This window comes from Acinetobacter sp. 148 (genome assembly GCF_031196675.1).
Lineage (GTDB): Bacteria > Pseudomonadota > Gammaproteobacteria > Pseudomonadales > Moraxellaceae > Acinetobacter > Acinetobacter baumannii.
In genome coordinates, this window is sequence record NZ_JAVIMT010000021.1 from 84,885 (window position 1) to 99,555 (window position 14,671).

A 14,671-nucleotide genomic window follows, 5' to 3' on the forward strand; every position below is an offset into this window, starting at 1 on the left:
TTATAGGTTTATATGAATACAATTTTATTAATTCCTACAGGTGAAGGGGTTGGTTTAACCTCTGCCTGCTTAGGTATGATTTATGCACTTGATTGTAATGGGATTAAAGCAGGCTTTTTAAAACCGTTCTCTCAGGTAGATCAAGAAAATTTAGACCGAACTACCTCTTTATTTGGTCATTTATTTCAAAGCAAAACAGTTCAATCCATTTCTCATGAAAAGCTAACCCAACGCATTGCGGCTGGTGAAGTCGATGAGTTACTTGAAGAAGCAGTAAGTCTTCATCGCAGTATCGCAGCAGACAATAATGTGATTATTGTTGAAGGCTTATTACCAAATGGACAAGACCATTTTGCCAGTGAACTTAATGCAAGCCTTGCACAAGCGCTTGATGCTGAAGTGGTTTTAGTCAGTACAGCAGATATACAAAACCCACGTAAAACAGCAGAGAAAGTTGAAGCTCACTTACGGCAGTTTGGTGGTGCAACCTCTAACCGAACAGCGGGCGTACTCTTTATGCGTACACGCGGGTTGTCTGAAGAAACAGCTCAAATACCGGTTGCATTTGACCCGTCGTTACGTCCAACCGAAGACATCGCAAAATTTACGGCAGAATTGCAAAAATATAACCGCTACTTTGGATCAAGCGATTTACCAATTATTGGTCTAGTTCCGTTTAGTAATACCTTAAGTGTACCTAGAACATTAGATATCGCGAGCGTGATTGATGGCCAATGGGTAAATCAAGGTGAAGCAAAAACACGTCGTATTTTGCACTCAAGTTTAATTGCCTCAAGCATTGAATATGAACTGAATAAATTCATTGCTGGCGAACTGATCATTAGCGCTTCTGAACGTACCGATGTATTACTGGCAAGTAGTCTCGCCACCAGTAATGGCATTCCACTGGCAGGCTTGGTGTTGACTGAGCGTGAAGCTCCTGCTCCCAAGCTTTTAGAGTTTTGCCAAAGTGCTATCAAACAAGGGTTGCCAATTTTACACACCCATTTAAATACACTAGAAACTGCGCAGCGCCTATCCGATTTTGGTAATGAAATTCCAACCGATGACACTGAACGTGCCGAGCAAGTGACCCGATTTGTTTCCAGTCACATAGATGTCGAATGGCTTAAACAGCATAGTAATAACGGTGCTACACCACGCCTTTCCCCTTCTGCATTCCGTCATGAACTGGTACAAAAATCGATTGCAGCTAAAAAACGGATTGTCCTTCCAGAAGGTGATGAGCCACGCACTATTGAAGCTGCCGCTATATGTCAGGCTCGTGGTATTGCGCATTGTATTTTGTTAGCAAAACCAGAAGCTGTACATGACGTAGCAAAAGCACGTGGTATCGAGTTACCAGCCGGGTTAGAAATTATTGATCCAGATCAGATCCGTGACCAATATATTGCACCAATGGTCGAACTCCGCAAAGGCAAACTCAACGACTTACAAGCTAAAGAGCAATTACAAGATACTGTAGTTCTCGGCACCATGATGCTGGCTTTAGATCATGTGGATGGATTAGTTTCAGGGGCAGTTCATACAACCGCCAATACAGTGCGTCCAGCGTTCCAGCTGATTAAAACTGCACCAGCATACTCACTGGTTTCATCCATTTTCTTTATGCTTTTACCAGATGAAGTCTATGTCTACGGTGACTGTGCAATTAACCCAGACCCTACAGCCGAACAGCTTGCCGAAATTGCGATTCAGTCTGCTGACTCTGCAAAAGCGTTTGGAATTGACCCACGTATTGCCATGATCAGCTACTCAACTGGTACATCTGGAACGGGTGCTGATGTTGAGAAAGTACAGCAAGCGACTCAAATTGCACAGCAACGTCGTCCTGATTTACTGATTGACGGTCCACTCCAATACGATGCAGCTTCAGTTGAAAGTGTAGGACGCCAAAAGGCGCCAGACTCACGCGTTGCTGGCCGTGCCAATGTATTTATTTTCCCCGACTTAAATACAGGCAACACAACCTATAAAGCAGTACAACGTGCAGCAAATGTAGTTAGCGTTGGCCCAATGCTGCAAGGCCTAAATAAGCCAGTCAATGACTTGTCTCGTGGTGCTTTAGTAGATGACATCGTCTTTACTATTGCATTAACAGCCATTCAGGCCGAGCAGCAAGCTGCTGCCAAATAATTAATATCATTTAATCTTTTCTACCTCTCGCCATTTGATATCCGCTCAAATGGCTTTTTTTATTTTTTAAAAAATAAGCCTGATTCTAGGTTGTTCTTAATTTTAAATAACTTAGCCTTTGTGTTATTCGACTTTCGGTCAAAAGATCAACCAATCCCCCACAAGATTGTCTTTTTGTCATATAATTTAGCCCGCTAGCTAACAGCCCGCTCAAGAGATTTTTTGGTATGACAACGATTATCAAACAAGATGACTTGATTACATCAATCAAGGACGCCCTACAGTTTATTTCGTACTATCACCCGCAAGACTTTATCCAAGCGATGAGCCGTGCTTATGATCGCGAAGAAAACAAAGCTGCAAAGGATGCAATTGCACAGATTTTAATTAACTCTCGCATGTGTGCGGAAGGTCATCGTCCAATTTGCCAAGATACTGGTATTGTTAACGTTTTCCTTGAAGTGGGCTTAGATGTTAAATTTGATTTAACAATGAGCTTAGACGATGCAGTAAATGAAGGTGTTCGCCAAGGTTACCTTGAAAACAGCAACGTTCTTCGCGCATCTGTACTTGCTGACCCTGCATTTGGTCGTAAAAATACAAAAGACAATACCCCTGCCGTTATTCACTACAAACTCGTACCAGGTAACAAAGTAGATATTACTGTTGCTGCTAAAGGTGGCGGTTCAGAAAACAAATCTAAACTTGCGATGCTTAACCCATCTGACTCGATTGTTGACTGGGTTCTTAAAACCGTTCCAACTATGGGTGCAGGCTGGTGCCCTCCTGGTATGCTCGGTATCGGTATTGGTGGTACTGCTGAAAAAGCCATGATGCTTGCGAAAGAAGCACTCATGGAAGAAATCAACATGGACGAATTACTTCGCCGTGGACCAGAGAACAAAATCGAAGAACTTCGTATCGAAATCTTTGAAAAAGTAAACGCTCTTGGTATTGGTGCACAAGGTCTTGGTGGTTTAACGACTGTTCTTGACATTAAAATCAAAGACTACCCATGTCACGCTGCTGGCAAACCAGTAGGTATGATTCCTAACTGCGCTGCGACTCGTCACGCTCACTTCCAGCTTGATGGTTCAGGTGTAGCTCATATTCAAGCACCAAAACTTGAAGACTACCCATCTGTAACTTGGGATGCTTCACAATCTAAACGTGTAAACCTTGATACCATTACTCAAGAAGAAATGGATTCTTGGAAACCGGGCGACACATTACTTCTTAGCGGTACAATGTACACAGGTCGTGATGCTGCACATAAACGTATGGTTGAAATGATCGATAACGGTGAAGAGTTACCGGTTGATCTTAAAGGTAAGTTTATTTACTACGTTGGTCCTGTTGATCCGGTACGTGATGAAGTGGTTGGTCCTGCTGGCCCTACAACGGCTACACGTATGGACAAATTCACACGTAAAGTACTCGAGCATACTGGTCTATTCGGTATGATTGGTAAAGCTGATCGTGGTCCTACAGCAATTGAAGCAATCAAGGACAACAAAGCAACTTACCTCATGGCAGTGGGCGGTGCAGCTTACCTCGTATCTAAAGCTGTTCGCGAAGCTGAAGTGGTTGCATTTGCAGACTTGGGTATGGAAGCAATCTACAAATTTGTAGTGGAAGATATGCCTGTATCTGTTGCAGTTGATGTAAACGGTACTTCAATTCACGCAGTAGCTCCAAAAATCTGGCAAGCGAAAATTGGTAAAATTCCAGTAATCGATGCCGCAGCTGGCTAATCAAGAAAAGCACCGGATTCGGTGCTTTTTTTATGCCTTTTAATATTTTTTTGAAATTGAAAAGAATTGTAACAATTGGTTCGCCAATCTGTGCTATTAATGAATACACCCACCCGCCCTACACTGCATATAGGTCATTTCATGACTATTCGCCCTATTCTTAAAAATCTTTCAATCAGTCTCTGTCTAAGCTGTATTACTACAAGCTTATTTGCTTCTCCTGCCAAGTTAAGTTCAGTGAAAGAACTCATGCAAATGAGCCAAATTGATTATCTATTGAAAGAATCAATCAATGAGTTAACGCCTTACTATGATCAACAAGCTGAACAGATCATTAGCAATATTACGGGCATCAAAACTTTAGGCCCGAAAGAAAAAGAGGCAGCGAAAAAGTTAGGCTTACTTTTAAAAGATTCGAGTAACCAGCTGATTAGTAGCCCTAAAACGACTCAAGCCTTACAAGATATTTATTTAAAAACTTATACCGAAGAAGAAATCCAAGCAAATTTAAAGTTTTTGAAAACCCCAGAAGGCCAATCAATTACCCGTAAAAACGTACAGATTATGGGGCAAATTTCAGAATATATGATGGAATTGGGACAGCAAACTTTTAATGACCCTAAAGCACGAGATCATATGCAAGAAGAAATGCTAAAAATTATTGCACCCTTAATGAAAGATAAAGAAAAGTCTTAACTTTTCTTTATCGACCTCAAATTGTTACCAAGTTAAAGGGTTCCACAATTTAAATGGTTTTATCAGATGTACATCTGACTTTTCATTATATTTAGCAGGTTTTAATTCTTGGGGTTTATGACGTATTTTTCCTGAAGCATCTTCAGCAACAAAATTATAGCTAGAAGATTTAAGCTCGGTAAATGCAATTTCTCTACGGCCAATATTATCTTGCATTAACATAAATGGACCCGTGTGCTCACTACGGTCCATTTTATTTTCTTCATCATACTTCAAATAATAAGATGCGCCTGCATCTACCGTAATATCGATATATTTAGGTTCTTGAAAATGAATCCCCAACAAAGGGCGGCTCGCTGAAATACGGTAAGTTCCTGCTGGCAGTTCAATCCAGTAATAATGGTTATGCAATAAACTTGGAATTCGTTTTCCATTTACAAATAAATTGATGGCTGCAATTTCTTGACGATTCCATTTCGTGTCTGGACGGTAAAGATAGACAACTGCTGCCTGCTCATTTTGGGGTTTAACTGGCGCAAATGTCTGACCTAACTTTTGATTTACCCATCCCCCTACAGTGAAGCCCCCTAAACGATATTGATCCAATAAACCGGGTTCTTTATCAACATCAACTTTAGGTAAAGTGGCGGTCAGCTCACCTGAATTCTTTTCTAAGTGTGATGAACTTTGGCAACCTGCAAGTAATGCGGCACAACTTAAAGCAATAATTAAATAACGCATGACATCCCTCAAAGCGTTTTCTTTTGATTTTTCTATATCGCAAAACTATGCGTATTTTGTTTTTTTAGATTAACACCACCTACATAAATTGAAAACAAAAAAAGCATGAATCACCGAGGCAATTCATGCTTTTTAGATGAATGAAATCTAAGCAGACTTCGAATCAATTACTTTTAAATCTGCCTTGGCAACACTTTCATGTGTTACTGCTTCTTTAGGCTGACGTTCTGACTTGTAGACAGGCTCAGCTTCACCATTAATAACTGCTTCATTAATGAAAACTGTTCCTACATCTGTACGGCTTGGCAAGTCATACATCGTTTCAAGTAGAACATTTTCCAAAATCGAACGTAGGCCACGAGCTCCGGTATTACGCTCAAGCGCTCGCTTAGCCACTGCACGTAAAGCTGAATCTTCAAATACGAGGTCAACATTTTCCATATTGAACAGGTATTGATACTGACGAGTTAATGCATTTTTCGGTTCAGTCAAAATTTGCATTAACGCTTCTTCATCAAGCTCTTCAAGCGTTGCAATCACTGGTAAACGGCCAATGAATTCTGGAATTAAACCAAATTTAACTAAATCAGTTGGCTCAACTTGACGGAATAATTCAGCAAGTTTTTTGGTTTCATCTTTATTTTTAACATCAGCCGTAAAGCCAATTCCGCCTTTCTCTTGACGCTGTTGTACAATTTTTTCCAGTCCAGCAAACGCACCACCACAAATAAATAGAATATTTGAGGTATCAATTTGGATGAACTCTTGCTGTGGATGCTTACGTCCACCTTGTGGTGGAATTGAAGCTACAGTACCTTCAATCATCTTAAGCAAAGCTTGTTGTACACCTTCACCAGACACGTCACGAGTAATCGACGGATTTTCAGATTTACGTGTAATTTTGTCGATTTCATCAATGTAGATAATACCCTTTTGAGCTTTTTCTACATCGTAATCTGCTTTTTGCAAAAGTTTTTGTACGATATTTTCAACGTCTTCGCCAACATAACCCGCTTCCGTCAAAGTAGTCGCATCTGCCATTGCAAACGGCACATCTAACAAACGAGCCAATGTTTGAGCAAGTAATGTTTTACCTGAACCGGTAGGCCCAATCAGTAGAATGTTACTTTTAGCAATTTCCACATCTTTAGACACATGACCAGATTGCCCGACTTTCAAACGCTTATAATGGTTATAAACGGCAACAGATAATGTCTTTTTGGCGAGATCCTGACCAATTACATATTGATCAAGCGCAGCACGTATTTCATGTGGTTTTGGCAATGCCTTGCTCGCCCAGTCACCTGCTTCAACCTGTTGGCTGGTTTGTACAAGGTCTAAGCAGACATCTACACACTCATTACAAATATATGCGTCCTCGCCCGCAATCAGTTTCCCGACTTCAGACTGCGTTTTACCGCAAAATGAACAATGTTTTTGTCCTTGAGGATGTTCGGACATATTCTCTCCACAAATAGAATCTTAAATATGAGGGCAAGCGATAGGGTTAAATGACTATATGGAGGCGTTTTCCAACAACTCAAGCCACTTAATATTTTCCCTTATGGACGCTTACTTAATACCTGATCGACCAAGCCATATTCTTTTGCTGCTTGTGCAGTCATAAAGTTATCACGATCGGTATCACGAGCAATCGTGTCATAGTCTTGACCACTGTGTTCTGCCATCAAACGGTTCAAGCGCTCTTTAATAAATAGAATTTCACGAGCATGAATTTCAATATCTGATGCTTGACCACGGAATCCACCTAATGGTTGGTGAATCATTACACGTGCATTTTCAAGGCAATAGCGTTTACCTTTAGCACCAGCATTTAATAAGAATGCGCCCATAGATGCAGCCTGCCCCATACAGTATGTCACTACATCAGGTTTAATAAATTGCATCGTGTCATAAATCGCCATACCAGCAGTGACCGAACCACCTGGCGAGTTAATATAAAGATGGATATCTTTATCTGGGTTTTCAGCTTCCAAGAACAACATTTGGGCAACAATCAAATTTGCCATGTTGTCTTCAACTTCACCAGTTAGAAAAATGACGCGCTCACGTAAAAGTCGTGAATAAATATCAAAAGAACGTTCGCCGCGAGAAGATTGTTCAACCACAACAGGAACTAAAGCATTTTCAATTGTTGGAACATACATACGTTATTTATTCCTAAATTTTTTGTGACTTAACCTATGGCAACAATATGCGGGATAATTTCTCAAATTGCAAAAGGTTCGCACTGAAATATTATATTATTTATACCTAAGTACTTAAGACGTACTCAAATTAACCATATACCTAAAAATGAAAAAGGCGCCTAAAGCGCCTTTTCCTGACTTCTCAAAAGATTAGCCCATACGGCGAGCTTGTTGTTCTTTCAATAAATCTTCGTAAGATACTGCTTTGTCAGTCACTTTAGCAGAAGCTAAGATGTGATCAACAACTTGATCTTCTAACACAACAGCTTCAATTTGAGCGCGTTGTTGAGCATCATTTTTGAAGTATTCAATCACTTCAGTTGGATCTTCATAAGAAGAAGCCATGTCGTCGATGTAAGCATCAACACGTGCTTGGTCAACTTCAAGTTTAGCATCAGCTAATACTTTGCTTACCAATACGCCAAGCTTAACAGAACGTTCTGCTTGTTCTTTGAACAATTCGTCAGGAAGCATGCTCTTGTCAAAAGATTGCGCGCCTGCACCACCAAATTGTTGAGTGAATTGTTGAACCATTTGTTGACGTTGACGGTCAATTTCTTGAGCAACCATTGCAGCTGGAACTTCAATTTCGTTAGCAGCAACAAGAGCATCAAATGCAGCTTGTTTAACTTGGTTACGTAAGCCATTGCGAACTTCACGTTCCATGTTTTTACGAACGTCAGCTTTTAATTTTTCAATGCCTTCTTCTTCAGAAACACCGAAGATTTTTAAGAATTCAGCATCAATCTCTGGAAGTTTAGGCTTTTCAACTTGCTTCACAGTGATTTTGAACTGAGCTGCTTTACCCGCTAAGTTTTCAGCTTGGTAATCTTCAGGGAAAGTTACATCAATAACTTTCTCTTCACCAGCTTTCATGCCAATGATGCCGTCTTCGAAGCCAGGAATCATACGGCCTGAACCTAACACAAGTTTAAAGTCTTCAGCAGAACCACCTTCGAACTTCTCACCGTCGATAGAACCTTCAAAGTCAAAAGTCACTTGCATGTCTTTTTTCGCCATACCCTTGGTTACAGCCCAAGTTTGACGTTGCTTTTGCAAGTTTTCGATCATGGTGTCAACGTCAGCGTCTTTAATTTCAGCTGTTTTACGTTCAACTTCCAAACCGTCAAATGCTTTTACTTCAACTTCAGGATAAACTTCTACAGTTGCTTCAAAAACTAAAGCATCTTCTTTATGTTCAACTTTCTCAATGTTCGGCATACCTACCGCATTGATTTTTTCTTGTTGAATTGCTTCAAATACGCTGTCACGAATGATGTCATTCACAACTTCTTGATAAATACTTGCACCGTATTCGCGGCGAACAACGTTTGCAGGTACTTTGCCCGGACGGAAGCCGTTGATCTTCACAGTTTTGGCAGTGCGCTTCAAACGAGCTTCAAATTGCTCGTTAATACGGCTCGTCGGTACAGAAACATTTAAACGACGGGCAACGCCCGAAACCGCTTCAGTCGTTACTTGCATGGCTTCCTCGATAAAAATTAGTTAGTAGGAACAGTTTTTAAAAAAGTGCTGTATTATATGACAACTTTCAAGATATACAAAATTAACCGATCAGATCATAAAATTGAAGGACGTATTTTTAGGAAATTTCACAGTAATTTTATGATTTTTTAATTTTTTTTAATGCAAAGTTAAGCAAAAGTAATTTTTTAACTATTCTTTACAAATCTAAAATTACAATTAATTTTAATAAAGTTATCGATTTTCCAAACAGTTAAGTTTAATCAAATAATTAGGACCATTTTGCAACTAAAAGTGATTAAAACTTTCACATTTCCTTCACAATTCTATCGGCAAATCCAATTAACACAAACTGTACATATAAATAAGAATTATTATTATTCGCATAACGTTTATATTTAAGTCCTGAAAGTCATGTCATTGATTAGAACACGTAAAAAAATTGTTTCCTCTGCAATCGCCTCATCGCTCTCGATGATTGCAACAACTGCGATGGCGCAAGAAGCAGTTTCGCAATTACCAACTATCCATACTAAAGCGACTCAAGAAGAATCTTTAAAGGTTGATCAATCAGCAAACTCTAAATTCGTTGCTCCCCTTCTAGATACTCCTAAATCAGTATCAGTTATCTCAAAACAACTTATAGAAGATACAAAAGTAACAACTTTAGCAGATGCATTGCGTACTGTTCCTGGCATTACTTTAGGTGCAGGTGAAGGCGGTAATCCGAATGGTGATCGACCTTTCATCCGTGGTTATAGTTCAGAAAGCTCTATGTATATTGATGGTATCCGCAACTCTACCTCACAAAACCGTGAAATGTTTGCGGTCGAGCAAGTAGAGGTAACCAAAGGTTCTGCATCAGCAATGGGTGGTGCAGGTTCAGTTGGTGGCAGCATCAATATGATTTCCAAGGTAGCTAAAAAGGGTGATTTTCTAGAAGGCTCAGTAGCCGCTGGTACTGATAACTACCAACGTATCACTTTAGATGGTAATAAAGACTTTGGAAATGGCATTGCAGCACGTGTAGCTGTTTTGGGACATCAAAATGAAAAGGCTGGCCAAAGTAATGGGGCTGAATATAAACGTGTTGGTATTGCACCAAGTATTACTTTTGGCTTAGATACACCGACACGTGCAACTTTGAGCTACTATTATTTACAAACTGATGATAAACCTGATTCAGGTATTCCTTATTGGGATTCATCTCTTGGAAAAGCTCAAGGTAAACCGGCTGAAGTCAAACAAGGTACATATTACGGCTGGAAAGATCGAGATTTTCAAAAGCAAGAAAATCACATCGGTACAATTAAATTAGAACACGACCTTACCGACAATATAACTATTACTAATACGGCCATGTATGCCAAATCAAAAAATGATTATGTCTGGACAAACCCAGATGACTCAAAAGGTAATGTTGGCAAAGGTCTTGTTTGGCATCGTTTGAACTCAGCTATTACAGATAGTGAGACATTTACCGATCAATTAGCACTTACAGGTAAATTTGATACTGGCTTCTTAAAGCACAGATTTAATGTAGGAGCAGAGTACAGCAAACAAAAAACTGATAAAGGCGGCTATAACATTATTGATGCCAAAGGTAATGTTTCTAGTACTGGCTTCTATAGCGATTGTTCAGACTTATCAACAAATTGGTGTACTTCGCTCAATGGTCCAACTCAAAAGCCATTTGTTGACCGTTTACAAGCACGCCCAGACTTTGATGCAACTGTAGAAAGTACTTCTGTCTACTTACTCGACAATATTGAGATCACACCAAAATGGTTATTAGATCTTGGCCTACGTTGGGATAAGTTTGAAGCTGAACAAAACTTCTTAGCCACTTCTAGTGCAGCGGCCTATACAGCAAAAAATGATTCAGATTTCGTGACCTATCAAGCGGGCATTACATTTAAACCAACAGAGAATGGCTCAATTTATACAAGCTATGCAACCTCAGCTAGTCCAGTCGGCTTAAATGCAGGTTGGGGGGATAATAGCGAAACAATTAATGCCAATAATCAAATGATTGATCCCGAAGAGGCACAAACATTTGAAATCGGTACGAAATGGGATTTCCTAGATAACCACCTAAATTTAACAGCTGCTATTTTCCGTACTGAAAAACAAAATACACGTGTACAAATCGACCCAACTACTTATGCAAATGTAGGTGAAAGTAAAGTTGATGGTTTTGAATTAGGCTTAAATGGTGAAATTACTGATAAATGGAACATTTCAGCTGGCTACACTTATTTAGACAGTGAACTAACCAAAAATGGTAAATCTTGTCGTAGCGGAAAATGTACTGACCAATCCATTTATAATGGCAACCAAATGCCAAACGTACCTAAGCAAGCTGCTACGTTATGGACTACCTATAAAGTACTTCCACAATTGACGGTAGGCGCTGGCGCTGTTTACTCTGACAAAGTATATGGTGATGTAGCAAATACTAAATGGGTTCCATCTTACGTACGTTACGATGCGATGGCACGTTACAACGTAAATAAAAATGTTGATCTTCAATTAAATATCAACAACCTATCTGATAAGCGCTATTTCACTAAAGCTTACGCTTCTCACTATGCAACAGAAGCAGAAGGCCGTAGTGCAGTTCTAGCAGTTAACTTTAAATACTAAGTTAACCTAGAATCCCATAATATTTTTATGGTTTATAATATAAAATAGCCTCTCTTGTTAGAGGCTATTTTAATTTTCTACTATTATTACTCGCAGGTATCACCGTGATCCATCATATTCCCAATGTCTTGAGTAAAGAGCAGGTCCAATATTTTCGTAATGAAATGGACAAAATTGAATGGGTCAATGGCAAAGTAACCGCTGGTACACTCTCTGCAACTGTAAAACGCAATCAGCAATTACCTGAAGATCATCCGCTTACTCACCATCTGAGTAATATTATTCTTGAGGCATTAGGCACTCACCCATTATTTTTATCTGCTGCAATACCACTTGATATTATCCCTCCCCTGTTTAATCGTTATGAAAATCAGGAGTCTTTTGGTTTTCATGTAGACAACTCTATCCGTCGTATACGTGGTACAAACGAACGACTTAGAACCGATTTGTCATGTACTTTATTTTTAAGCGAACCTGAAGAATATGAAGGTGGTGATCTGGTCGTAGAAGACACTTATGGTTATCACGAAGTGAAACTTCCAGCAGGAGATATGATTTTATATCCATCTACCAGTTTGCATGAAGTGACAGCAATTACTTCTGGCTGTCGTATTGCTTCTTTTTTCTGGGTGCAAAGTATGGTGCGTGATGATGCCGAACGACATATGCTTTTTAACCTAGATCAAACAGTACAAAACCTAAGAATGCAGCTAGGTGACAATCATAGCGAAGTCATTAAACTGACCAACCTTTACCATAACTTGATGCGTAAGTGGGCTGAACTATAACTCTATTTATTTTTGCCTTATTTAGTCTAATCAATTATTTTTATCTCAATAAGGCAAAATAATGAAAATTATTTTCGATAAAATATAGAACAATGCAAAATTAGAAAATTATTTTCTGAACACTGAAATTAAAATGTGTATAAGACTTTTGCACAACGTGTAATCATTGTTTAGATGTGATATATCTAAACAATAAGCATATTAGCAAACCACCAAACTTACTATTACATGGTCTATAGATGAAAACGAATCACTTGTTTGCCCAGCCTACTCAAGCAAGACATCATCTCGAACTCCTGATGCTGCGCCTCGCGCGCGTATAAATTTTTGTCTGCATTTTAGAGCAGACCTTTTCAAATTCCCTTTAATTTTTCTGTATTAGATACCATATATAACTGTAGAACGTTGCCTTTTTCACGACACCTAGAGCAACCGTGCTACGAGATAAGGAGTTTTCTCATGATGTTGGCTGACCCTAGCAAAAAATACCGCCGTATGTACCAGCGAGTCGATTTACCAGATCGCCAATGGCCAAATAATGAAATTACAAAAGCGCCAATCTGGATGAGCACGGATTTACGTGATGGTAACCAAGCAATTTTTGAACCGATGAACATGGAACAAAAGTTCAAAATGTTCAAAATGCTTGTAAAAATCGGTTTTAAACATATTGAAATCGGCTTCCCTTCTGCGTCTCAAATTGACTTCGATTTTACTCGTATGTTGATTGAAGAAAATCATATTCCTGATGACGTATACATTGAAGTATTGGTTCAGGCACGTGACCATTTAATTGAGCGTACTTTCGAAGCTTTAGCAGGTGCTAAGCGCGCAATTGTGCATATTTATAACTCTAACTCTCCAACCTTCCGTCAAAAAGTGTTGAATGTAGACGTTAATGGCGCAAAACAGTTGGCGGTGAATGCAGCTCAGAAAGTGAAAGAATATGCTGCGCAATATCCTGAAACTGACTGGATTTTCCAGTACAGTCCAGAATGCTTCTCTGCAACTGAATTAGAAGTAGCAAAAGAAGTCTGTGATGCGGTTACAGAAATTTGGGATGCACGTCCAGATCATAAAGTTATTTTGAACTTACCAGCGACTGTCGAAGTTTCAACACCAAATGTTTATGCAGACCAAATCGAATGGATGCATCGTAATTTGGCACGTCGTGATGGCGTGATTATTTCCGTTCACTGTCACAATGACCGTGGCTGTGGTATTGCTGCATCAGAACTTGCCATTATGGCAGGTGCCGACCGTGTGGAAGGCTGCGTATTTGGTAACGGCGAACGTACCGGTAACGTTGACGTTGCTGCTATCGCATTGAACATGTACACCCAAGGTGTAGCACCAGAATTAGATTTCTCTAATATTAATGAAGTCATTGCAACGGTTGAAGAATGTACTGGTTTACCTGTACACCCTCGTCATCCATATGCAGGTGACTTGGTATTTACTGCATTCTCTGGTTCGCATCAGGACGCAATCAAAAAAGGCTTTGAATACCAGAAAAACGAAGAAATCTGGGATATGCCGTACTTACCAATCGACCCGAAAGATTTGGGCCGCGACTACGATGCTGTCATTCGTGTAAATAGTCAGTCTGGTAAAGGCGGTATCGCTTACTTATTAGAATCAAACTATAACGTTGTATTGCCTCGTCGTTTACAAATCGAATTTAGTCAGGTTGTTCAACAATATACTGATGAGAATGGTACAGAGATTAGTGCTAAACAAATCTGGACTTTATTTAAAGACACGTATGTTGAAGTGAAAAACCATCATTACACGGTCAAAAACTATAAGTTATCTGACATTAATGGTACTCAAATTATTGAACTTGAGATTGATGTTGAAGGTGAAACTCAACAATTACGTGGCGAAGGTAATGGTCCTATCTCTGCATTCTTAAATGCACTTCAATTACCAATTGATGTATTGAACTACGAAGAACGCAGTATTAGTTCAGGTGCAAATGCCAAAGCATTAACCTTAATTGAACTTCAAGTGAAAGGTACAGGCAGAGGCTCATTTGGTGCAGGTGTTCACGACAACACAGTCACTTCATCTATTGAAGCTATTATTGCATGTACCAACCGTTTGATTGATCAAGGTGTTTTAAGTACAGATCAGGTTGTTGCCGCCGCTGTTTAATTAAAAAAAAGACTTTGGAAAGGATACCTAGCTTGGT

General features: G+C 39.5%; 10 protein-coding genes. 6 read left to right on the forward strand and 4 right to left on the reverse strand.

Annotation, left to right across the window (positions count from 1 at the left end; all coding sequences use genetic code 11):
- The first annotated feature begins 12 nt into the window (after window positions 1-12).
- The 3 genes from pta (at window position 13) to RFX69_RS04390 (ending at window position 4,607) form a co-directional block, all read left to right on the forward strand.
- The gene (pta, locus tag RFX69_RS04380; protein ID WP_001092293.1) at window positions 13-2,157 is read left to right on the forward strand and encodes a phosphate acetyltransferase; all 2,145 of its coding nucleotides are present in this window, start codon (window positions 13-15) and stop codon (window positions 2,155-2,157) included.
- A gap of 227 nt (window positions 2,158-2,384) precedes the next feature.
- Window positions 2,385-3,911: a fumarate hydratase gene (locus tag RFX69_RS04385; RefSeq protein WP_000207467.1), complete on the forward strand. Its 1,527-nt coding sequence runs from the start codon at window positions 2,385-2,387 to the stop codon at window positions 3,909-3,911.
- 141 nt (window positions 3,912-4,052) lie between these two features.
- Entirely contained in the window at window positions 4,053-4,607 is a 555-nt protein-coding gene (locus RFX69_RS04390) for a DUF2059 domain-containing protein (RefSeq protein ID WP_000155519.1), read from the forward strand.
- Between the two features lie 24 nt (window positions 4,608-4,631).
- Here RFX69_RS04390 and RFX69_RS04395 read toward each other — a convergent pair whose 3' ends face one another.
- The 4 genes from RFX69_RS04395 to tig form a co-directional block, all read right to left on the reverse strand.
- Complete coding sequence (locus tag RFX69_RS04395; RefSeq protein WP_001269736.1) at window positions 4,632-5,348, reverse strand: DUF2846 domain-containing protein; 717 nt, start codon at window positions 5,346-5,348, stop codon at window positions 4,632-4,634.
- Between the two features lie 147 nt (window positions 5,349-5,495).
- Window positions 5,496-6,809: an ATP-dependent Clp protease ATP-binding subunit ClpX gene (gene clpX / locus RFX69_RS04400; protein WP_001289250.1), complete on the reverse strand. Its 1,314-nt coding sequence runs from the start codon at window positions 6,807-6,809 to the stop codon at window positions 5,496-5,498.
- Window positions 6,810-6,910: 101 nt separating this feature from the next.
- Window positions 6,911-7,516 (reverse strand): ATP-dependent Clp endopeptidase proteolytic subunit ClpP, encoded by a 606-nt coding sequence (clpP, locus tag RFX69_RS04405; RefSeq protein ID WP_000289452.1) that lies wholly within the window; start codon window positions 7,514-7,516, stop codon window positions 6,911-6,913.
- Window positions 7,517-7,708: 192 nt separating this feature from the next.
- The gene (gene tig / locus RFX69_RS04410; RefSeq protein ID WP_001198432.1) at window positions 7,709-9,043 is read right to left on the reverse strand and encodes a trigger factor; all 1,335 of its coding nucleotides are present in this window, start codon (window positions 9,041-9,043) and stop codon (window positions 7,709-7,711) included.
- Window positions 9,044-9,457: 414 nt separating this feature from the next.
- Between tig and RFX69_RS04415 the strand changes: the two genes are divergently transcribed.
- The 3 genes from RFX69_RS04415 to leuA all read left to right on the forward strand — a co-directional run bounded on the left by RFX69_RS04415 (window position 9,458) and on the right by leuA (window position 14,634).
- The gene (locus tag RFX69_RS04415) at window positions 9,458-11,689 is read left to right on the forward strand and encodes a TonB-dependent siderophore receptor (RefSeq protein WP_002072256.1); all 2,232 of its coding nucleotides are present in this window, start codon (window positions 9,458-9,460) and stop codon (window positions 11,687-11,689) included.
- A gap of 104 nt (window positions 11,690-11,793) precedes the next feature.
- A complete protein-coding gene (locus tag RFX69_RS04420; RefSeq protein WP_001984475.1) occupies window positions 11,794-12,477 on the forward strand; it encodes a Fe2+-dependent dioxygenase in 684 nt (227 codons plus the stop codon).
- A 459-nt stretch (window positions 12,478-12,936) separates the two neighbouring features.
- Window positions 12,937-14,634, forward strand: coding sequence for a 2-isopropylmalate synthase (gene leuA, locus RFX69_RS04425; protein ID WP_000978841.1), 1,698 nt, complete (start codon window positions 12,937-12,939; stop codon window positions 14,632-14,634).
- Window positions 14,635-14,671: the final 37 nt, after the last annotated feature.